Origin of the sequence: Thermobifida halotolerans (assembly GCF_003574835.2) — a bacterium.
GTDB classification, from domain to species: Bacteria; Actinomycetota; Actinomycetes; order Streptosporangiales; family Streptosporangiaceae; genus Thermobifida; species Thermobifida halotolerans.
In genome coordinates this window covers 553,793-574,250 of the sequence record NZ_CP063196.1, presented here as the reverse complement: position 1 = coordinate 574,250, position 20,458 = coordinate 553,793, and the positions used below count along the sequence as shown (strand labels likewise).

The 20,458-nt window shown below is 70.7% G+C and carries 18 protein-coding genes; 10 read left to right on the top strand and 8 right to left on the bottom strand.

Going from position 1 to position 20,458, the window contains the following annotated elements; all coding sequences use genetic code 11:
- Positions 1 to 71: 71 nt before the first annotated feature.
- Positions 72 to 842 (top strand): alpha/beta hydrolase, encoded by a 771-nt coding sequence (locus NI17_RS02555; protein WP_119267976.1) that lies wholly within the window; start codon positions 72 to 74, stop codon positions 840 to 842.
- Complete coding sequence (locus NI17_RS02550) at positions 835 to 1,584, top strand: hypothetical protein (RefSeq protein WP_068689744.1); 750 nt, start codon at positions 835 to 837, stop codon at positions 1,582 to 1,584. Before NI17_RS02555 ends, NI17_RS02550 begins: the two co-directional genes overlap by 8 nt.
- 385 nt (positions 1,585 to 1,969) lie before the next feature.
- Here NI17_RS02550 and NI17_RS02545 read toward each other — a convergent pair whose 3' ends face one another.
- The 3 genes from NI17_RS02545 to NI17_RS02535 all read right to left on the bottom strand — a co-directional run bounded on the left by NI17_RS02545 (position 1,970) and on the right by NI17_RS02535 (position 4,575).
- Complete coding sequence (locus tag NI17_RS02545; RefSeq protein WP_068689746.1) at positions 1,970 to 2,650, bottom strand: endonuclease/exonuclease/phosphatase family protein; 681 nt, start codon at positions 2,648 to 2,650, stop codon at positions 1,970 to 1,972.
- A gap of 478 nt (positions 2,651 to 3,128) precedes the next feature.
- Positions 3,129 to 4,076, bottom strand: coding sequence for an ROK family glucokinase (locus tag NI17_RS02540; protein WP_068689749.1), 948 nt, complete (start codon positions 4,074 to 4,076; stop codon positions 3,129 to 3,131).
- A gap of 133 nt (positions 4,077 to 4,209) precedes the next feature.
- Positions 4,210 to 4,575, bottom strand: coding sequence for a hypothetical protein (locus NI17_RS02535; protein WP_234401797.1), 366 nt, complete (start codon positions 4,573 to 4,575; stop codon positions 4,210 to 4,212).
- A gap of 331 nt (positions 4,576 to 4,906) precedes the next feature.
- Between NI17_RS02535 and NI17_RS02530 the strand changes: the two genes are divergently transcribed.
- Entirely contained in the window at positions 4,907 to 6,703 is a 1,797-nt protein-coding gene (locus NI17_RS02530; protein ID WP_068689753.1) for an AMP-dependent synthetase/ligase, read from the top strand.
- Between the two features lie 84 nt (positions 6,704 to 6,787).
- On the opposite strand, the gene NI17_RS02525 is transcribed toward NI17_RS02530, so the two are convergent.
- The 3 genes from NI17_RS02525 to NI17_RS02515 form a co-directional block, all read right to left on the bottom strand.
- Entirely contained in the window at positions 6,788 to 7,819 is a 1,032-nt protein-coding gene (locus NI17_RS02525; protein WP_068689755.1) for a C40 family peptidase, read from the bottom strand.
- Positions 7,820 to 8,451: 632 nt separating this feature from the next.
- A complete protein-coding gene (locus NI17_RS02520) occupies positions 8,452 to 9,447 on the bottom strand; it encodes a C40 family peptidase (protein ID WP_068689757.1) in 996 nt (331 codons plus the stop codon).
- A 213-nt stretch (positions 9,448 to 9,660) separates the two neighbouring features.
- Positions 9,661 to 11,013, bottom strand: a complete 1,353-nt coding sequence (locus NI17_RS02515) for an NYN domain-containing protein (RefSeq protein ID WP_068689759.1) — start codon at positions 11,011 to 11,013, stop codon at positions 9,661 to 9,663.
- A gap of 230 nt (positions 11,014 to 11,243) precedes the next feature.
- On the opposite strand from NI17_RS02515, the gene NI17_RS02510 reads away from it, so the two are divergent.
- From NI17_RS02510 to NI17_RS02500, 3 genes are read left to right on the top strand one after another with little or no spacing between them, the layout of a single operon-like run.
- On the top strand, positions 11,244 to 12,983 hold the full coding sequence (locus NI17_RS02510; RefSeq protein ID WP_068689761.1) for a DEDD exonuclease domain-containing protein: 1,740 nt from the start codon (positions 11,244 to 11,246) through the stop codon (positions 12,981 to 12,983).
- A 40-nt stretch (positions 12,984 to 13,023) separates the two neighbouring features.
- A complete protein-coding gene (locus NI17_RS02505; RefSeq protein WP_068689763.1) occupies positions 13,024 to 13,800 on the top strand; it encodes a rhomboid family intramembrane serine protease in 777 nt (258 codons plus the stop codon).
- A 34-nt stretch (positions 13,801 to 13,834) separates the two neighbouring features.
- Entirely contained in the window at positions 13,835 to 14,110 is a 276-nt protein-coding gene (locus NI17_RS02500) for an Lrp/AsnC family transcriptional regulator (protein ID WP_068689765.1), read from the top strand.
- A 62-nt stretch (positions 14,111 to 14,172) separates the two neighbouring features.
- Here NI17_RS02500 and trpD read toward each other — a convergent pair whose 3' ends face one another.
- Together trpD and NI17_RS02490 are read right to left on the bottom strand one after the other, a co-directional pair.
- Positions 14,173 to 15,219, bottom strand: a complete 1,047-nt coding sequence (trpD, locus tag NI17_RS02495; protein WP_119267975.1) for an anthranilate phosphoribosyltransferase — start codon at positions 15,217 to 15,219, stop codon at positions 14,173 to 14,175.
- Positions 15,220 to 15,409: 190 nt separating this feature from the next.
- The gene (locus NI17_RS02490) at positions 15,410 to 15,841 is read right to left on the bottom strand and encodes a DNA-binding transcriptional response regulator (RefSeq protein WP_068689766.1); all 432 of its coding nucleotides are present in this window, start codon (positions 15,839 to 15,841) and stop codon (positions 15,410 to 15,412) included.
- 278 nt (positions 15,842 to 16,119) lie between these two features.
- Between NI17_RS02490 and ctaE the strand changes: the two genes are divergently transcribed.
- The 4 genes from ctaE to qcrB are packed head-to-tail and all read left to right on the top strand — an operon-like array spanning position 16,120 to position 20,443.
- Complete coding sequence (gene ctaE, locus NI17_RS02485) at positions 16,120 to 16,746, top strand: aa3-type cytochrome oxidase subunit III (protein WP_170163065.1); 627 nt, start codon at positions 16,120 to 16,122, stop codon at positions 16,744 to 16,746.
- Positions 16,747 to 16,762: 16 nt separating this feature from the next.
- Complete coding sequence (qcrC, locus tag NI17_RS02480; RefSeq protein ID WP_068689770.1) at positions 16,763 to 17,692, top strand: cytochrome bc1 complex diheme cytochrome c subunit; 930 nt, start codon at positions 16,763 to 16,765, stop codon at positions 17,690 to 17,692.
- On the top strand, positions 17,685 to 18,797 hold the full coding sequence (gene qcrA / locus NI17_RS02475) for a cytochrome bc1 complex Rieske iron-sulfur subunit (protein WP_068689772.1): 1,113 nt from the start codon (positions 17,685 to 17,687) through the stop codon (positions 18,795 to 18,797). The genes qcrC and qcrA overlap by 8 nt, the downstream gene beginning before the upstream one ends.
- A complete protein-coding gene (gene qcrB, locus NI17_RS02470) occupies positions 18,797 to 20,443 on the top strand; it encodes a cytochrome bc1 complex cytochrome b subunit (RefSeq protein WP_068689774.1) in 1,647 nt (548 codons plus the stop codon). The genes qcrA and qcrB overlap by 1 nt, the downstream gene beginning before the upstream one ends.
- Positions 20,444 to 20,458: the final 15 nt, after the last annotated feature.

Genomic DNA, 20,458 nt, shown 5'->3' with positions numbered 1-20,458 from the left:
TCGCGACGCTCGGCTAGTTTCGTAGTTCCAGCGTTCCGCGTTGGTCACACCGCCGCCTGGAGAGGGCCGAGATGCCGTTGCTTGCGGAGGCCGAACCGTTCCGGCACGCCGGTGGGCGTACCGGCGTCGTCCTGTGCCACGGGTTCACCGGAAGTCCACAGTCGATGCGGCCGTGGGCCGAGCGGCTCGCCGCCGCGGGGCTCACCGTGGACCTGCCGCTGCTTCCGGGACACGGCACGGTGTGGCGCGACATGAACGCCACCACCGGCGACGACTGGTTCGGCGCCGTGGACGAGGCGTTCTCCCGCGTCCGCTCGTCTTGCGACGAGGTCTTCGTGATGGGGCTGTCGATGGGCGGTTGCCTGGCGCTGCGCCTGGCCGAGGTGCACGCGGACGAGGTTGCGGGGGTCGTGGTGGTGAACCCGTCCATCGCGGTGGAGGACCGACTGCTGCACGTGGCCCACGTGGTGAAACTGCTGCTGCCCTCGGTCAGGGGGGTGACCAGTGACATCAAGAAGCCCGGAGCCTACGAGGTGGGCTACGACCGGATCCCGGTCTCCGCCGCGGCCACGCTGCCCCGGCTGTGGCGGACCACCCGGCGCGATCTGCCCCTGATCACCGCCCCGATCCTGGCCTACCGGAGCCGCGAGGACCACGTCGTCGGCCCGGCGAGTCTGCGTATCCTCACAAAGAGGGCGGTTCGTTCCACGGTCACCGTCCACGAACTCGACAACAGCTACCACGTCGCCACCCTGGACAACGACGCGGAGACCATCTTCGCCGGCAGTCTCGCCTTCGTGCGCGAACACGGCAGGAGCGGGGAAGGGGCAGAACATGACTGATCGCCGTGGCAATGGTCTGCTCGCCGACTCCTATGTCCCACTGATCCTTCTCACCCCCGTGCTCGCCGACAGCATGCTCGAAGCGCTGGGTCGTGCGGGCATCGCCGCCTACGCGGTCACGGTGACCGAGGAGAGCGGGGACTCCGGGGACGACGCCTCCACCGACCACCTGTACGTCGACGCCAAGGAGCGGAGGGCCGCCGAGGAGATCCTGCGGACGGAACTGCCGGGGACGGCCGAGCGGATCCTGGACTCCTCCCCCACCGAGCAGACGTCCGAGCCGGAGCGGTCGGAGGCCGAGAACCCGGACGAGGTGTGGGCCGACCTGGTGGCGCGGTTCTACGACTCCGACTCCGCCGAACGGGACTGGCCCGACGCCGAGAACGTCTCCGAGCGGGACGACCCCCCGTCCCTTCTGGACGATCCCGACCCCCCGGTCCCGTCGTCCCGGATGCTCCGCCCTCCCGCCGAGGACCTCTCCGGTCCCGGCGACGAATCCGACGAGGAGCGTTTCGTTCCGCCCCCGCCCCCGCCACTGCCGCGCGGCGACCTGGTCGGCAGGCTCGCCTGGACCGGCCTGCTCGGCGGTCCGGCCCTGCTGCTGATCGTCACCCTGGTCGGCCTGACCGTGCCCGGGTGGCTGGTCCTGGTGGCCCTGTGCGCCTTCGTCACCGGTTTCGTGGTCCTGCTGATCCGCATGGGCGACCGTCCCTCCGGCCCCGACGACGGCGCGGTCATCTAGCCGGTCCCCGGGGAACCCCGGCGACCGGCCCCGGGGGGAAGACCTCCGGGCACCCTCGGCCCCAGGGGGGCCGTGTGGCCTCAGCCCCGTGGGGATGGGCGAGAAGCGTTGTGGGAAAGGGCCCGCCGAAGGGGGTGGGCTGGCGCAGGAGTGGGGAGGCGCCCCCCACGCCCCCACCTCCCCGCACTGGGGAGATGCCGTGCACCACAGGCTCCCCAACCCCCAAGAGGGACCTTCCCCGGTGAATCCGCCGGTGGAGACGCGGGCGGCCCAGGCGCTGCACGCCCCCGTCCACTCCACCGCCGCCCCGAGCACCCTGCCCCGGGCCACCACCGACACGCCTCGCCATGCCCTTGACTCCCCCGCACTGGTCCAGGAACTCCCCTCACTCCTCCAGGGAGATCTCGGCCAGTACCGGAAGGTGGTCGCTGGCCGCCGCCAGGTCCTGGGCGGACGGCTCCCGCGGAACGCCCGCGGCCAGCACGGTCAGGCGCGGGTCGACGAAAACCGTGTCGATACGGTTGCGCGGACGGCGCGCCGGGAACGTCGGTCCGGCGCCGCTTCCCGCGTCCACCAGGCGGTCGGCCAGCAGCCGCCAGGCGGGACCGTGGGACTCCTCGTTGACGTCGACCGCCAGCACCACCGGCGCGTTCTCCCGTTCCAGGAACGCCAGGACCTGTTCCGCGTGCTCCAGACGCGCCCGCTCGCACAGGTCCAGGTGGCTGACCGCCACGGCGGCGCGCCGCCCGGCCATCCGCACGACCGCCGTCGACAGGGCGCGCAGTTGCAACCGCGGGTGGCGACGCAGCCGCCGGTGGCGGCGCCGCTCCACGGTGACGCCGGGCCCGGTGAGGATCTCCAGTCCGCCCGGACGGCGCCGCACCGCCGCCCGCAGTCCGCAGCGCCGGGCCAGCCGCCAGCGCCCGAGCCGCCACCCCAGAAGCCGGGGCGCCTCCTGGAGGCAGACCACGTCGGGGCGGCAGGACCTGATGACCCGCACGACGGCCGCGGGATCGTCGCGCAGTGATCGGATGTTGTACGACAGCACGCGCAGCACAGTGGTCACCCCCCCGCACTACCCTGTCCGCCGCGTTCTGCCCGTGTCCGGGGACTGGGGGCACTGCCGAGATGCCGGGGAACGGTGAGGGGGTCCCGGGATGTGGTCCGGGGTGGGCCGAGTCGGGGTGGCGGCGGAGTGGACAGGAGTGCGGAGCGCTCGGGCCGCCCGCGCCTTCACTGGCGGGTTGGTGGGGAGAGCATCTGGCACCACGGGGCTGGGCCCCGTGGTGCGGAGTGGCCTTCAGGGTGCGGGGAGGTGGAGGCGGGGGTGGGTCGGCGCCGGGGCGCCTCCCCACTCCAGCGCCAGCCCGCCCCCTCGGGCGGAGGAGTCCTGCAACGCTTCTCGCCCACCCCCACGGGGCCGGGGCCACACGACCCCCGGGATCGAGGGTCCCGGAACCCTCCCGGCCCCAGTTTCCCGGCAGCGGCCGTACGGCCGCACGGGTCGAGGGCTCGTGGTGGCCCCTCGGTTCCCCGGCGGTGTCTCAGAGGCGGACCAGGTCGCCCGCTCCGACGATGCCCGCCGCCGAGCCGAGTTCGGCGACGCGGATGTCGGCGAGCGGACGCACGTCACGGCCGGTGACGTGACGCGCGAAGGACTCGCGGATCGGTCTGAGCAGGATCTCCCCGGCCTCACAGACCCCGCCGCCGATGACGAACCGCTCCGGGTCGAGGATCGCGGCGAGGTCGGCCAGGCCCTGCCCCACCCAGTCGCCGATGGTGGCGAAGCACTCCAGCGCCGCTGCGTCGCCGTCCAGGGCGGCCTGGGTGATGTGGTGGCCCTGGATGAGGTCGGGGTCTCCGCCGGCGAGCTTGAGCAGCCGTTCGGCGTGGGCGGGCGCGGTGCGCGCCAGGGTGCGCGCCTCGGCCACCAGCGCGCGTCCGCTGGCGTACTTCTCCCAGCAGCCCCGGTTGCCGCACCCGCAGGGGCGGCCGTCGGCGACGACGCGGTAGTGGCCGATCTCCGCTCCCGCGCCGTAGCGCCCCCGGAACAGTTGGCCGTTGACGATGATGCCGCCGCCGATTCCGGTGCCCAGAGTCACGCAGACCACGTGGTCGACGCCGCGGCCCGCACCGAAGCGGACCTCGCCCCAGGCCGCGGCGTTGGCGTCGTTCTCGATGACGACCGGCAGGTCGATCCGGCGGCGGATGCGGTCGCGCAGCGGTTCGCCGCACAGGTCCAGGTTGGGGGCGAAGATCACGGTGGAGCGGTTCTCGTCCACGAAACCGGCCATGCCCACCCCGACCCCGCCGATGGCGCCCCGGGGGTGGCGCGCCGCCAGTTCCTCGACGATGTCGCAGACCACGTCGGCGAGGGCGTCACCGTCGGCGGGAGTGGGGTGTTTGACCTTCTCCAGGATCCGGCCGTCAACATCGACAACGCCGGCGGCCACCTTGGTGCCACCGATGTCCACGCCGATCGTCAACCGCATGGTCGGCTCCCTTTCACCTCATGCCCGAGCTCACGTCCGAGTGCCTCTGGGTCTCGCCGATTGGAGTAAACCATTGGATTAAACCAGTGTCGACGGTCGGAGCGGTCGGTCGGCCCTGGTGATGGGTGGCTCGTCACTTCGCGTCGGAGGAGGCGGAGTCGCCCCCGGGACGGTACCGCAGAGAGCGCTCGACCGCCGACAGACTGCGGCCCATCGCGTCGAACACCAGGGCGCCCGCGGCGCTGAGGTGGCGCCCCACCTCGGGGAGGGTCTCCCTGGCGATGCCGAGAACCTGGTCCGCCACGGGGGCGTCCGGTTCCGTCTCCTCTCTGACGGCCTCCTCCCACACGTCGCCCCTGCGGGGCGGTGGGGAGGTGACGCTGTTCACCCCCCTGCGCACGCCGGCGACGATCAGCCTGCGTTGCAGCGCGTCCACCAGGCGCAGCGCCTCGTCGATGATCTCGGTGGAGTTTCCCTGGTCGCGGTTGGGACTGGCCATGCTCACCCGTCTGGTCGTCGGTCGTCTCACCATCACGGTAATCGGCTGTCGGGCCGCTGTCTCGCCCAATCATCCGAAACCTGGACGACTCCGGAGAAAGTCCGGGGACGCGACCACAGGCCGCCTACCACAACGCCGACACGTGCGACATACTGACCGCTCGGCAGTGGACATGAATTCTTCCTTAACGGGCATCATGTCCGACTGGAGGTCGCGTCGCGCGGGGTCACCATCAGATACCAAATGACCGCAGATCCTACCGGCGAGTAGTAGAAATTGTTACCGTCCTCACATTCTTTCACCGACCCGCACGAGGACCAGGAGTTGAACAGTGCGCGAGTACACCAGTCCCGCGAAGGGTGACCTTCCTCCAGACACGCGGCTCACCAACACCGTCTTCGCCCGCGCTGCCGAGGAACCCGAGGCCGTGATGTTCCGGCGACAGGAGAACGGACAGTGGCGGGACGTCACCTGCGCCCGGTTCCGCGACGACGTCGTCGACGTCGCCAAGGCGTTGATCGCGGCGGGAATCGAGCACGGTGACCGGGTGGCCCTCATGTCGCGGACGCGCTACGAGTGGACCGTCATCGACTACGCCGTCTGGACCGTCGGCGGGGTCACCGTCCCGATCTACGACTCCTCCTCCGAGGAGCAGGTGCACTGGATCCTCAGCGACTCCGACAGCAAGGCCGTCTTCGTCGAGACCGCCGAGCACGCCGCGCTGGTCAAGGCGGTCGCCGGTGACCTTCCCGAACTCGGCGACGTCTGGCAGATCGAGGGGGGCGGCCTCGGTGAACTCATCGGGTCCGGCAGCGGCGTCGACGACTCGGCCGTCGAGGAGCGCCGCACCGCCGTCACCCTCGACGACCTGGCCACCCTGATCTACACCTCCGGGACCACCGGCCGCCCCAAGGGCTGCGAACTCACCCAGCGCAACCTGACGTTCGACGTCATGAGCGTCAACAGCGGCCCCATGCACCAGGTCTTCTCCCTGCCGGACCGCTCCTCCCTGCTGTTCCTGCCTCTGGCACACTCCCTCGCCCGGATCATCCAGGTCGGCTGCGTGGAGACCAAGACGGTGATGGGGCACTTCCCCTCCACCGGTCCGGAACTCATCGACGCCCTCGCCACGTTCAAGCCGACCTTCCTGCTGGCGGTGCCCCGGGTGTTCGAGAAGGTCTACAACAAGGCCGAGCAGAAGGCCGTCTCCGAGGGCAAGGGCAAGATCTTCCACGCCGCCGCCGAGACCGCCATCGCCTACAGCAAGGCACTGGACTCCGGGAAGGTGGGCTTCGGCCTGCGCGCCAAGCACGCCCTGTTCAACAGGCTCGTCTACGGCAAGATCCTGGCCGCGGTGGGCGGCGAGGCCAAGTACGCCGTCTCCGGCGGCTCCGCGCTGGGCGACCGGCTGGGCCACTTCTTCCGCGGCATCGGCCTGACCATCCTCGAAGGCTACGGACTGACCGAGACCTCCGCCCCCGCCACCGCCAACGACCCCGCGACCAACCGGATCGGCACGGTGGGCCGCCCCATCCCGGGCACCTCGATCCGGATCGCCGAGGACGGCGAGGTGCTCGTCAAGGGCGACAACGTGATGCGCGGCTACTGGAAGAACCCCGAGGCCACCAAGAACGCGTTCACCGAGGACGGCTGGTACCGCAGCGGCGACATCGGCGAACTCGACGACGACGGGTTCCTGCGCATCACCGGGCGCAAGAAGGAGATCATCGTCACCGCCGGAGGCAAGAACGTCGCCCCCGCGGTGATCGAGGACCGCATCCGCGGCCACGCGATCGTCAGTCAGTGCATGGTCGTGGGCGACAACCGCAAGTTTGTCGCCGCGCTCGTCACCATCGACCCCGAGGCCTTCGAGTTCTGGAAGAAGCAGCACGGCAAGACCGGAACCGTCGCCGAACTGGTGGACGACCCCGATCTGCGGGCCGCCGTGCAGGAGGCCGTGGACGACGGCAACCGGGCGGTCTCCAAGGCCGAGTCGGTCCGCAAGTTCGCCATCCTGCCCGTGGACTTCACCGAGGCGGGCGGCCAGATGACCGCGTCGCTGAAGCTCAAGCGGCACGTCATCGCCAAGCAGTTCAGCGCCGAGATCGACGCGCTCTACGCGGACTGACTCCCCGCGGCCGCCGCCGGACACGAAGAGAGCGTCCCGCCTCACAGGAGGCGGGACGCTCTTCGCTGTGTCGCGGCGGAACCGTCAGGGACGGACCGCGCCGACGAAGTTCTCCCGGTAGTAGGAGGTCAGGTCCACCACCCCGATGGGCTTGGAGGAGGTGGAGGCGTGCACCATGCGGCCGTCTCCGGTGGCCATGCCCACGTGGGTGGGCGCGGTGCTGTTGTAGAAGAACAGCAGGTCGCCCGCCTGGATGTTGTCCCAGGAGACGCGCTGGCCGGCGTAGAACTGGTCCTGGGAGACCCGCGGCAGGCTCACCCCGGCGGCCGCCCACGCGGCCTGGGTCAGCCCGGAGCAGTCGTAGCCGTTGGGGCCGGTACCGCCCCAGACGTAGGGCTTGCCGACCTGGTTGAAGGCGAACTCCAGGGCCACCCGGGCGTTTCCGGTGGCCGGACCGGTGTAGGTCGTCCCGGAGGATCCGGAGGAGTTGCTGACCGTGTTGATCCCGGCCGTCGCCGCGGCCTGCTCCTCGGCCGTCAGATCGTCGAGCAGCGCCTGCTGCTCCTCGATCTTCTCCTCGCCCTCCTGCCGGGCCTCCTCTGCCTCGTCGAGCTTCTCCTGGGCTTCCTCCTCGGTCTCCTCCGCCTCGTCCCGGAGCTGCTCCAGCTTCTCCTTCTGCTCGGTGTAGCGGTCCAGCCTGCTCTGCTGGCTCGCCGACAGGTAGTTCAGGTCGGCCGACTGCGCCAGCAGGTCGTCGGGCTCGGAGGAGCCCACCAGGTAGAGGAGGGAGTCGTAGTCGGCCCCGCTGTAGGCGGTGCTGGCGAGGGCCTTGACCGCGCCCTGGAGCTCCTCCAGTTCGGACTCGGTGTCCTCGAGGTCCTCGTTGATGTCCTCCAGCTTCTCCCGGGCGGCCTCGTGCTCCTCCTTGGCCTTGTTGTACGCCTCGTTGAGCTCGGAGAACTCCTGCTCCAGCCGCTCGATCTCCTCGCGGACCTCGTCCGCGGTCGGCTCGGCGTGGGCGACCCCCGGGGTCAGGGCGAGGAGGCTTGCGGCGATGACGCCCGCGGCCGTCAGACGACGGCACCAGAAGCCACGGTCATGGCGGTCATCATCCACGGTTGTGGCACACCTTTCTCCCGTGTCCGCCTGCCGGTGAAAAGCGCGTGTGGGTCGGGACGGGGAGTTGTCCCGACAGCGTAAGAAACTCCCCGGGCACGACTCGTCGACGGGGGTCGCGTGCCAGGAGGGAGGTTTCCCGGCCTCCGCGCTCAGAACGTGCGAGGGAGGTCGCGGAGTACGGCGGGAGCGGTCGCTGCCATCGGGTGATGGCGAGAGTCACGACTTCGCTCGGTGATGAACATAGTGCATCCGAGCTGCTGAACTCAACCAATTCGTTATTTTGGGGACGAAATTCGCAAAAGCCCGAAATCACATTGGAGTCCGCCGATTCCGTCCGGCCCCGGACTTCCCACCCGGACCCCGGGGCGGGATCTCCGGCTCCGCACGGTCCGCCCTGTCTCCGCCGGGGAGAGACTGCCCACGAAGCCGGAAACGGGGGTGACGGCGCGGGTCCGCGCCGTCACCCCCGGAGACGACCTCTCGTCCGGCTCACGCCCGGGCGGTACGGAACACCCGAGGCGCACGGATCCGCGGCGGCCGCGACCCCTCGACGGTCACGACCGGACCCTTCTGCCCCTCCCTGGAGACACCGCTCCGGGCAGCCCCCGCCCTCCCCTCGGAGGCGCGGGCTACGGCCGCACCGCGAACTGGAAGTGGTTGGACCAGTACCCCGACAGCGAGACCACCTCGACGGTCCGCCCGGAGCTGGGGGCGTGGACCATCTGCCCGTTGCCCGCGTACAGCCCCGCGTGGCCCAGTTCGGGGTAGAAGAAGATGAGGTCGCCGGGCTGCATGCTCTCGTAGTTGACCCGAGTCCCGGCGTTGGCCTGGTCGTAGGTGGTGCGGGGCAGGCTCACGCCCGCCGCGCCCCAGGCGCGCATGATGAGGCCGGAGCAGTCGTAGCCGTCCGGGCCGGTGCCGCCCCAGACGTAGGGCTTGCCGATCTGGGCGTAGGCGAAGTCGAGGGCCGTGCGGGCGTTGCCCGAGGCCGGACCCGAGTAGGTGCCGCCGGTCGAGTTCGAGGCCTCGGTCATGGGGTCGGCGTCGGGGAACTGCGCGAGCAGGGTCTCCTGCTCCTCGATCTTCTCCTCGACCTCCTCCTGCTTCTGCTCGACCTCGTCCTTCTTCTCCTCGGCGTCCGCGAGGAGCTCCTCGTTCTCCTCCTTGAGCTGGATCAGCCGCTCGGAGGAGTTGGAGAACTCCTCCAGCTCGGCCCGCTGGCTCTCGGAGAGGTAGCTCAGGTCCGCGGACTGCTCCAGGACGTCGGCGGGGTCGTCGACCGAGAGGATCGTGGTCACCGCCTCCAGGTCGGGAGACATGTAGGCGGCGCTGGCGAAAGAGGAGACCTTCTCACGCAGCTCCTCGTAGCGCTCCTCCTCGTCGCCCAGTTGCTTGTCGAGCTCCTCGACCTTCTCCTGGGCGGCCTCGTACTCCTCCTGGATCGCGTTGTACTCGTCGACGAGGGCGCTGGCCTCCTCGTGGAGCTCCTCGAGCTTGGCCTCGACCTCCTCCTGGGTCGGCTCGGCGTGCGCGATCCCTTGGGGCAGGACCAGGCCACCGGCCGCCACGAACCCGAGTCCGGTCGCGATCCGACGGGCCGCGCGCCGTCCACCTTTGTCAGACATGGGGCGGTACACGCTCCTTCGATCAAAGTCCACCATGAGGGGTTCTGGTGAAGCGGGGGGTGCGTCTGGGGGTGCGACGCGTGGAGTCGGCGGCGCGATTCGGCGCGCACAGCCATGACTCCGAATAGAACTTAGCGGACCCGGTTCCGGGCCCTCAACCGCGATGAGGAATTGTAACTGTCGGCACAACCGGAGACCCCGGTCACCGCGGAGTCACTCCAGGCGCCGCAGCAGCAGGGAGGAGGCCACCGTACGCGCCTTCTCCCGCCGCACCGCGGCGATGATCTCCTTGTCGGAGGTGACCACGGCCAGGGGTCTACCCTCCGGCTCGGCCCGCACCAGCCGGATGATCAGCTCGTCGGCGGTCTCCCCGGGACTGCTGAAGAGCACGCGGACCCGGCGGGACGCCGCCAGCGGTACCGGGGCGTCGATCTCGGCGCCGTCGAACACGCAGGTGATCTCGGCTTTGGTCTGCGAGGCCAGGCCCTCCAGCCCGGACAGCAGCTTGGCGCGCTGGTCCGCCAGCGGCCGGGTGCCGTACCCGGTCTTGGTGACGTTGTAGCCGTCCACGAGCAGGTGGACGTGCGGTATCGCCAGCAACTGGTCGACGAGTCCGGGGTCGTCGGCGGGCAGCCCCAGTCCCGGCATCCCGGCGGTCCCGGCGCGCGCCTCGGCGGCCACCAGGTCGGCGGGCAGCGTGATCGAGGCGGGCAGCGCGAGCTCCCGGCGCAGCCCCTGCGCGGCCTCCTGGAGCACGTCCAGCAGCACCCGCAGCCGCGCCTCCTCCGCGCTGCGCCCCGCGCGGGCGGCCCGGCGGGCGTTCTCGACCTGGGCCTCCGCTGCGGCCAGCCGGTTGCGCAGCCGCCGGTTCTCGGCCTCGACGGAGTTCAGCCGCGCGGCCGCGTCGTCGCTGCGCTCCCGCGCCTCGGCCACCGACCGCTCGGCGTCGCGCACCGCCTTCCTGGCGCGCTGGCGCTCGTGGTGCAGCCTGCGGCGCAGGTCGCTGATCTCGGCCTTGTGCTCGCGCAGCTCGGCGCGGAGGCGGAGCAGCTCCTGCCGGTGCTCGGCCTTGACCTCGTCGAGTCTGTCGCGCAGCTCGGTGATGGTCTCCGCGGTGTTGTCCGCGGCCTTGGCCCTGGCCTCGCGGTCGAGTTCGGTGTGGACCCGCTCGACGACCGCCGACCACCCGGGGGGCCGCAGCACGTAGGCGACCGTCCCGAGGACGACCGGGTCGACCGCGGGCGGGACCTCCCCGCGGTCGAGCTCCTCGGCCAGGGTCGGCCACGCCTGGCGCATCCGGTCGGCCACCCGGTCGCGGAACGCGGCGTCGGACTCCAGTTGGGCGGCGATGTCCGGCCCGGCCAGCCGCGCCCGGCGGCGCGGTTCGAACTTGGCGATCCGGCGCAGTCTCGGAGGAATCTCGGCGGGAGGCAGCGCGGCGAGGATCTCGGCCCCGTACTCGATGATCCGGGTGCGGACCGCCTCGGGCAGCGGCCGGTCCAGCGCCTCCGTCTCCGCGGATTCCGTCGTGTGCTCCTCTCCCGCGTGCTCGGAACCGTCGGTCATGACGATGCCCCGCCGTTTCCGAGCGGCGCCGTCGCAGCCCTCACAGTCCGTTCCTCCTCCGTCGGTCACGGCCCGGCCGCCCGGACGGGGGCGCGGTCGCTCCCGGAGCGGCCGCGGCCGGGCGGACATCGACCAGTCCAGGCCATCTTTCCATGAACGCCCTGGGAGACGACCGGGTGTGCGCAAAGCACCCGCGGGTTCCCCGTTGTCCCGAACACCCGTACGCTGGCGTGGTGGCACAACCCAGGCATCCGGTCCAGGGCGCCTTCGACGAACTGGGGACCCCGCTCGCCGCCACCACGTTCGTGGTGGTCGATCTGGAGACCACCGGCCCCCGCCCCGGCGAGGCGGGCATCACCGAGATCGGCGCGGTGCGGGTCCGCGACGGACGGGTCCTGGACGAGTTCGGCACACTGGTGAACCCGCGGACCCCCGTTCCGCCGTTCGTCACCCTGCTGACCGGGATCTCCCAGGCCATGGTGGACTCCGCGCCCCCCGTCGAGACGGCGCTCCCCGCCTTCCTGGAGTTCGCCGGCTTCGGCCCCGATACCGTGCTGGTCGCCCACAACGCCCCGTTCGACGTGGGTTTCCTCAAGGCCGCGTGCGCGGCGCACGGAACGCGCTGGCCCTCCCCCGCGGTGCTGGACACCCTGCGGCTGGCGCGCCGCCTGGTGGCGCGCGGCGAGGTCGCCAACCACAAGCTCGGCACGCTCGCCGGTTTCTTCGGGGTCGCCGACCGGCCCACGCACCGGGCGCTCGACGACGCCCGGGCCACCGCGGGAGTCCTGCGCGGCCTCATCGGACGGCTCCGCTCCCGGGGGGTGGACACCTGGGAGGAGTTGCGGGCCTTCCGCAGCGCGCCCACGCCCGCGCAGCGCGGCAGGCGGCACCTCGCCGACAGCATCCCGGACGCGCCGGGCGTCTACGTCTTCGAGGACGCCTCGGGCGCGTCCCTCTACGTCGGCAAGAGCGTCAACCTGCGCACCAGGGTGCGGTCCTACTTCACCGCGTCGGAGACCCGGCCCCGCATCCGCGAGATGGTCGGTCTGGCCGAACGGGTCACGCCGATCGTGTGCGACACCGCCGTGGAGGCGGAGGTCCGCGAACTCCGGTTGATCGCCGAACGCAAACCGCCCTACAACCGGCGCTCCCGCAACCCCGAGCGCGCGCCCTGGCTCAAGCTGACCGCCGAGACGTTCCCCCGGCTGGCGGTGGTCCGGGAGGTCCGTGACGACGGCGCCTGCTACCTGGGCCCGTTCCCCGGCACCCGGGCCGCCGAGTCGGCGCGCGACGCCCTGCACCACGCCTTCCCGCTGCGCCGCTGCTCCCACCGGATCACCCCGCCCCGCAGGGGCGCCGCCTGCGCGCTGGCCGGGATGGGCCGCTGCGGCGCGCCGTGCGAGGGCGCGCAGTCCCCCGCCGAGTACACCGTCCACGCCGCGGCGGCCGCCCGCGCGATGACCGGTGACGTCTCCTCCGTCGTGGAGGCCGTCAGCGCGCACGTCGCCACGCTGGCGCGGGAGCTGCGCTACGAGGAGGCGGCGGTCCACCGGGACCGGCTGTCGGCGTTCCTGGGCGCCGCGGCGCGCACGCAGCGGCTGCGCGCGCTGGGAGCCGTGCCCCACCTGGTGGCGGCCCGCCCGGTGGGGGACGACTGGGAGTTGTGCGTGGTGCGGCACGGCCGACTGGCCGCCAGCGGGCGCATGCGTCCCGGAAGCGACCCGCGGGCCTTCCTGCGCGCGCTGGTGGCCACCGCCGAGACCGTCCCCGCGGGGACGGGTTCGCTGCCCCGCGCGGACGCGGCCGAGACCGAGTGCCTGCTGCGCTGGCTGGAGTCGCCGGGGACACGGCTGCTGGAGGTGGAACGCGACTGGGTCTGCCCGGTCGGCGGGGCGGAGCGGTACCGGCACCTGATTCACCGGCACGCCACTCCGTGGGCGCAAAATCAGCCGGAAATCCTGACAGACTGAGTCACGACAGGAGTTCTCCGAGGAAACGGACACGGGGCCTATGGCAGGCATTCCACTCAGCGACGACTATCCGGTACGCAGAGTGCCGGTGGTCACCTACGCGCTGGTCGCCGTGAACGTCACGGTCTACCTGCTGTCCCCGATGTCGATGCTGGCCGTCTGGTACGGCGACCCGTCGGCCCGGGTGTGCGCGCTGGAGCAGTACCTGCTGCGCTGGGCGGCCTTCCCCGCCGAACTGCTCACCGGCACGCGGTTGGGCGCCGAGCAGGTGGACTCCTTCGCGGTGTGCTCCGTCGACCCGGCCGGCACGTGGCCGTGGGTGTCGGCGGTCACCTCGATGTTCCTGCACGCCGACGCCTGGCACCTGGTCGGCAACATGGTGTACCTGTTCGTGTTCGGCCCCTGCGTGGAGGACCGGCTGGGCAGGTTCCGCTTCGCGGCCATCTACCTGGGCACGGGACTGGCGGCCTGCTACGGCTTCGCCCTCGCCGAGGGGCCCGCCGTGGTCCCGATGGTGGGCGCCTCGGGCGCGATCTCCGGGGTGCTGGGCGCCTACCTCGTCGTTCAGTTCCGCAGCAGGGTGACCACGCTGCTGCTGGGCATCCTCCCGGTGCGGCTGCCCGGGTGGATGCTGGTGGCCACCTTCTTCGCGCTGGACTACTTTCTCTACCTCAGCAGCAGCCTCTACCCGGACGAGCAGCAGGGGAGCGTGGCCTACGCCGCACACGTCTACGGCTTCCTCACCGGTCTGGTCGTGGGGCTGCTCGTCTACCGCGTCCGCTGGGGGGCGGGCGCCCGCCTGTCCGACGTGCACTGAGGCCGTCGGACGCTCTCTTTTTCGAGGAGGACACGTGATCACCGCGATCGTGATGATCAAAGCCGACGTGGGCCGCATTCCCGAGGTCGCCGCGACCATCGCCGACCTGGAGGGGGTCAGCGAGGTCTACTCCGTCACCGGGGAGATCGACCTGATCGCGGTCGTGCGCGTCCGCGAGCACCAGGAACTCGCCGAGGTGATCCCCGGCCGGATCAACAGGGTGCCGGGCGTGCTGTCGTCGGACACCCACATCGCCTTCCACACCTACTCCCGGCACGACCTGGAGGCGGCCTTCTCACTGGGGCTCTGACGGCGCGGGCGCGCGGCCCCGCCGAACGGGACCGCGCGCCCGGCGCGGGACGGAACCGTGTCTCAGCCCTTCTTGGTGCGGGCCTGGCTGGCCTCCACCCAGTCCTCCAGCCGCTGCCGGGCGGCGCCGCTGTCCACGGCCCCGGCGGCCCGCTCGTACTGGGCGCGCAGCGCCTCGGTGAGGGAGCCGGTGACGCCGTCGGCCGCGGCCAGCGCCGCCGCCGCGTTGAGCAGGACCGCGTCGCGCACCGGGCCGGTGCGGCCGTCCAGGAGGTCGCGCACGACCCGGGCGTTGAACTCCGCGTCGCCGCCGCGCAGCGCGTCGGGCGCCGAACGCTCGATGCCCAGGTCGGCGGGGTCCAGTCGCTCGTGGCGGACCGCGCCGTCGACCACGACCCACACCGACGAGGTGGTGGTGGTCGTCAGCTCGTCGAGTCCGTCGTCGCCGCGGAAGACCAGGGCGCGCGCCCCCCGGTCGGCGAACACCCCGGCGATCACCTCGCACATGCCCCGGTCGAAGACCCCGATGGCCGAGGAGACCGGCCGGGCGGGGTTGGTGAGCGGTCCCAGGAAGTTGAAGACGGTGGGGACGGCGAGCTCCCGCCGCGTCCTGGCCGCGTACTTCAGCGACGGGTGGAACAGCGGCGCGAAGCAGAAGGTGATCCCGACCTCCTCGGCGACCGCGGCGGTGTCCTCGGGGTCGAGGTCGATCACCACGCCCAGCCGCTCCAGCACGTCGGCGGTGCCGCACGAGGAGGAGGCGGCCCGGTTGCCGTGCTTGACCACGCGCGCGCCCGCCGCGGAGGCGACGATGGAGGCCATCGTGGAGACGTTGACGGTGTGCGCGCGGTCGCCGCCGGTGCCCACGATGTCCAGGGTCTGTCCGGGGACGGAGATCTCCACCGCGTTGTCGAGCATGCCCTGGGCCAGGCCGCGGACCTCGGCGACGGTCTCACCCTTGGCGCGCAGCGCGACCGCGAAACCCGCGATCTGGGCGTCGGTGGCCGACCCGGACATGATCTCGTTCATCGCCCACTCGGTGTCGGAGGCCGAGAGGGACGCGCCGTCCAGCAGCGCTCCGATCAGTTGGGACCAGGTTCGTTCACTCACAGGGATTCCTTGCTTCCTTAGCTTTCACCGGGAGAGGGGGTGGACACGGCGAGGGCGCGCGGGAGCGCCATCGGGCGGTGTCCGCCCCGTGACGTGAAGCGCCGGCGAAGGGCCGGAGGAACCGGCCGCCGCGTGGTGTCGCGGTGGCGCGGGCGAGTGACACGGTCGCTGTTACCCGCTTCTTCCGGGCCTACCGGGCGATGGCCGACCGACGGGCGCGTTCGCGCATCAGCTCGGCGAGGGACTCGGCCAGGGCGACGGGGTCGACGGGGTGGCTGACGACCTTGTCCGCGCGCGACCAGGCGGCGAGCCACCCGTCGTCGCGGCGGCCGACGATGAGCAGGACCGGCGGGCACTCGAAGATCTCGTCCTTGACCTGCCGGCACAGGCCCATCCCTCCGGCGGGCCTGGCCTCGCCGTCGAAGACGGCCACGTCGATGCGGGTCTCCTCGAGGCGCTTGAGGACCGCCGGGGCGGTCGCGCACTCGACGAACTCGACCCTGGGCACGTCGGCCGCGGGGCGGCGGCCGATCGCGAGGCGTACCTGCTCGCGGACGGAGGCGTCGTCGCTGTAGACGAGGACGCGCATCAAAGCCGACTTGTCGGTTCCGGTGTTCGCCATGGTTACCGTCCTTACACTGGCCGGGGTGCTCCTTGGGAGCCTATTGCCTCGTGCCGCCGAAGACGACAGGGTGTTGCCGGTTGGCGCCCTTCGCGGCCACCGGAGCCGAACGTATAGGGTCGGTCCGAAACCCGGGGAGCACACCGCCGCCGCGACCGCGGCGGGGGCGTTCGCGCGAGTAGCACGAGTTCAGCGCGCACCCCCGGGGACGCCGCCTGCCCTGACGCGTTACGGGGGGTCGGGCAGCACCCCTCGCCAGATACCGCAATAATGCTGGCGTGGCGACAGTAACCGCGAACCAAGAGACAGGACCGACACCAGTGCATGGTGCGGCTAAGCGACCTGACCTGGTGAGTGTTGGCACCATCGTGTGGCTTGCCAACGAACTCATGTTCTTTGCGGCGCTGTTCGCGATGTACTTCACCATCCGATCGGTGACCAAGGGCAGCCCTGACCTCGGAGCGTGGCCTGACGCGCACCTCAACGTCGCGCTGTCCACGACCATCACCGTCATCCTGGTGGCCTCCAGCTTCACCGCGCAGCTCGGCGTCTGGGCCGCGGAGCGCGGTGACGTGAAGAAGCTCCGTAAGTGGTTCATCATCTCGTTCGTCATGGGCGCGATCTTCATCGCGGGCCAGAGCTACGAGTACTACGAACTGATCGTGCACGAGGGGCTGACGCTGCAGTCCAGCGCCTACGGCTCGATGTTCTACCTCACCACGGGGTTCCACGGTCTCCACGTCATCGGTGGTCTGATCGCGTTCCTGCTCATGCTGGGACGCACGTACGCCGCGAAGCGCTTCACCCACCAGCAGGCGACCAGCGCGATCGTCGTGTCTTACTACTGGCACTTCGTCGACGTCGTCTGGATCGCTTTGTTCGCATCCATCTACCTACTCCAGTGACCCGAACGGGGAAACCGTGAAATGGATTACCGCGCGGCGACGGCATCCCCTGGCGGGGTATGTCGTCGTCATCCTCGCGCTGGCCTTTCTCGGGGTGGGCTACGCCCTCGTCGCTCCCACCCCTGACCAAGCCGTGGCCGACACCCTGGCCCAGCCCGAAGAGGCGACCGAGGTCGACATCGCCAACGGCAAGCAGATCTACACGCAGAGCTGCATGAGCTGCCACGGCGAGGACGGCACCGGACGCTCCCCGGAGGAGACCGGCAGCGCCGTCGCCTGGGGGCCGAGCCTGGAGGGCGTGGGCGCCGCGGCCGTGGACTTCTACGTCAGCACCGGTCGTATGCCGTCCACCGACCCGAACAACCAGATGCCCCGCAGGCCGCAGGTCTACTCCGACGAGGAGATCGCCGACCTCGCGGCCTACGTGGACAGCGCGTTCGGCGGCGGCCCGGCCATCCCGTACAACGTGCCCGACGACGCGCCGCTGCGCAGCGAGTTCGAATCCGAGGCCGCCTACGAGGAGGCCCTGGCCGAGTACGAGGAGAACTACGCCGCCTACATCAGCGGCGAGGACACCGAGGTCGGCATGCGCCTGTACATGGCCAACTGCGCGCACTGCCACAGCTGGTCGGGCGCGGGCGGCGCCCTCACCGAGGGCCGCTGGGCCCCCGAGCTCCTCTACGCCTCCCCGCAGGAGATCTACGAGGCCATGATCGTCGGCCCCGGCGCCATGCCCATCTTCAGCGACGAGACCATCACTCCGGAGGACAAGCAGGCGCTGATCTCCTATCTCGAACAACTCCAGGCCGAGCCGAACGCCGGCGGCCCCTTCTCCCTCGACAGGGTCGGCCAGGTCGCCGAGGGGTTCATCGGCTGGACCATCGGCCTCAGCCTGATCGTGGCGTGCGCGATCTGGATCACCGCGAAGCAGCGAGCCCATGACTGATAACACCAACCACCACGACGCCGGATCCGGCGCAGACAAGCCCCGGGAACGGGTCATCGGCACCCCGTCGCTCTCCGAAGGCGCCACACTGGCCACCGCCACGGGCGACCCGCACCGCAGACACGAGGGTCCGTACCTCGCCGAGGAGACGCACGTCCGCTCCGAGGAGATGCAGCGCAAAGGCGAGCGGATGGCCTCGCTGTGGTTCCTCGTCGCGTTCCTGGCGGGCATCGGCTTCTTCGTCAGCTACTTCTCGTTCGCGCCGCTCGGCGAGGGGCAGCCCTCCATCTCCGACCCGGGCACCACCCAGGTCTCGAACATGCTGATCGGCGGCACGCTCGCACTGGCGCTGTTCGGCATCGGCGCGGGTATGACCGTGTGGTCCCGCCGGGTCCTGCCGCACTACGAGGTCTCCTCCCCCTACGACGACCTGTCGTCGTCGGAGGAGGACAAGGGCTCCTTCAGCGAGTTCTTCATGCGCGGGGCCCACGAGAGCGGCTTCACCAGGCGCCCGCTGATGCGGCGCACCCTGCTGCTGGCCATGGTGCCGCTGGGGGTGGCCCCCGTCGTGCTGCTGCGCGACATGGGCCCGCTGCCCGGCGACAAGCTCAAGAACACGCTCTGGGCGGACGGCCGGCACATCGTCGTCGAGGGCACCACCCAGCGCATCCGCGCCGAGGACCTCACCACGGGCGGCATGATCTCCGCGCTGCCCGAGCCGGAGGACCCCGAGGAGGGGCTGAGCCTGGACGAGCAGGCCAACACGGTGATCATCCTCATCAGGATGGACCCGCAGGACTTCGAGGCGGGGATGTCGCAGCAGCAGCTCGAGTGGACGTACGAGGGCATCGTCGCCTACTCCAAGATCTGCACCCACGTGGGCTGCCCCGCGGCCCTGTACGAGCCGACCACGCACCGGATCCTGTGCCCGTGCCACCAGTCCACCTTCGACGCCGCCAACGGTGCCGAGGTCGTCTTCGGTCCGGCGCACCGGCCGCTGCCGCAGCTGCCCATCCGGGTCGACGACGAGGGCTACCTCGTCGCGGCCGGAGACTTCTCCGCCCCGGTCGGCCCGACCTTCTGGGATGTTGGAGTTGAGGACTGATGAGCGACAACCAGGCACCGCGGGCGCCCAAGGCGCTGCGCGGCATCGGCAACTACATCGACGACCGGTTCTACCTGGCCAAGACAGGCGAGAAGAACCTGCGCAAGGTCTTTCCGAACCACTGGTCGTTCATGCTGGGCGAGATCGCGCTGTACTCGTTCATCATCCTGCTGCTGACCGGTGTGTTCCTGACGCTGTGGTTCAACCCCAGCATGGCCCACACCACCTATGAGGGCTCCTACGAGCGCATGCGCGGGGTGGGGATGAGCGAGGCCTACGCCTCGACCCTGTACATCACCTTCGACGTGCGCGGCGGTCTGCTCATCCGGCAGATCCACCACTGGGCGGCGCTGATCTTCGTGGCGTCGCTGGTGGTCCACATGCTGCGGGTGTTCTTCACCGGCGCGTTCCGCAAGCCGCGCGAGATCAACTGGCTGATCGGCGTCGCGATCTTCACCCTCGCGATCGTCGAGGGCCTGTTCGGCTACTCGCTGCCCGACGACCTGCCGTCGGGCATGGGTGTGCGCATCTTCCAGGGTGTGCTGCTGTCGATCCCGGTCATCGGAACCTACCTGTCGTTCTTCATGTTCGGCGGCGAGTTCCCCGGCGAGGCGATCATCCCGCGGCTGTACATGCTGCACATCCTGCTGCTCCCGGGCATCCTGCTGGCGCTGATCGTGGCGCACATCATGATCCTGTGGTACCAGAAGCACACCCAGTATCCGGGCCCGAAGAGAACGGAGAAGCAGGTCGTCGGCACGCCGATGTTCCCGGCCTTCGCCCTCAAGGCGGGCGCCTTCTTCTTCCTCACCTTCGCGGTCGTCACGGGCCTGGGCGCGTTCGTGCAGATCAACCCGATCCACCTGTTCGGGCCGTTCACGCCGACCTCCGTCACCTCGGGCCTGCAACCCGACTGGTACATGGGCTTCCTGGAGGGATCGCTGCGGCTCTTCCCCAACTGGTTCGACTTCGACATCGGGGGATACGCGATCGTCACCGGCGTGCTGATTCCGGGCCTGGGGTTCATGGGCCTGCTCTTCGGCGGCCTGGCGGTGTACCCGTTCCTGGAGGCCTGGATCACCGGGGACAGGCGGGTGCACAACGTGGCCGACCGGCCGCGCAACGCCCCGGTCCGCACCGGTCTGGGCGCCGCGGGCATCACCTTCTACGGCGTCCTCTGGCTGGCCGGGTCGAACGACATCCTGTCGCACACCTTCCAGATCAGCCTGTTCACGACCACGTGGATCTTCCGGGTCGCCCTGCTCGTGGGGCCGGTGGTGGCGTTCATCGTCACCAAGCGGATCTGCCTGGGACTGCAGCGCCGGGACCGCGAGACCCTGGAGCACGGGTACGAGAGCGGCACCATCACGCAGCTTCCGGGCGGCGAGTTCGTCGAGGTCCACCGGGAGTCCTCGCCGGAGACCGTCGAGGTGCTGAAGAGCGCCAGGTACCAGCCGCGCACGTCCACGCCCACCGTGGACGCCAACGGGGTGGAGTCCCCCGCGACGCGCGGCCTCCTCGGCAGGCTCCGGGGCGGGCTGGCCCGCTGGTACACGAAGGACAACGTGTCCTTCGAGGGTGTGGAGCCGCACGGCCACCTGCACAAGGAGCAGGCCGAGTCCGAGGAGAAGGTCGGCCAGCACTGACCGTACGGCGCTGAG

Excerpts from the sequence above, each read along its gene's own strand:
- NI17_RS02520 (WP_068689757.1), bottom strand. The coding sequence starts at position 9,447 with ATGTCTGACAAAGGTGGACGGCGCGCGGCCCGTCGGATCGCGACCGGA.
- NI17_RS02490 (WP_068689766.1), bottom strand. The coding sequence starts at position 15,841 with ATGGCGAACACCGGAACCGACAAGTCGGCTTTGATGCGCGTCCTCGTC.
- qcrA (WP_068689772.1), top strand. The coding sequence starts at position 17,685 with ATGACTGATAACACCAACCACCACGACGCCGGATCCGGCGCAGACAAG.
- NI17_RS02505 (WP_068689763.1), top strand. The coding sequence starts at position 13,024 with ATGGCAGGCATTCCACTCAGCGACGACTATCCGGTACGCAGAGTGCCG.
- NI17_RS02550 (WP_068689744.1), top strand. The coding sequence starts at position 835 with ATGACTGATCGCCGTGGCAATGGTCTGCTCGCCGACTCCTATGTCCCA.
- NI17_RS02540 (WP_068689749.1), bottom strand. The coding sequence starts at position 4,076 with ATGCGGTTGACGATCGGCGTGGACATCGGTGGCACCAAGGTGGCCGCC.
- NI17_RS02555 (WP_119267976.1), top strand. The coding sequence starts at position 72 with ATGCCGTTGCTTGCGGAGGCCGAACCGTTCCGGCACGCCGGTGGGCGT.
- NI17_RS02515 (WP_068689759.1), bottom strand. The coding sequence starts at position 11,013 with ATGACCGACGGTTCCGAGCACGCGGGAGAGGAGCACACGACGGAATCC.
- NI17_RS02535 (WP_234401797.1), bottom strand. The coding sequence starts at position 4,575 with ATGGCCAGTCCCAACCGCGACCAGGGAAACTCCACCGAGATCATCGAC.
- qcrB (WP_068689774.1), top strand. The coding sequence starts at position 18,797 with ATGAGCGACAACCAGGCACCGCGGGCGCCCAAGGCGCTGCGCGGCATC.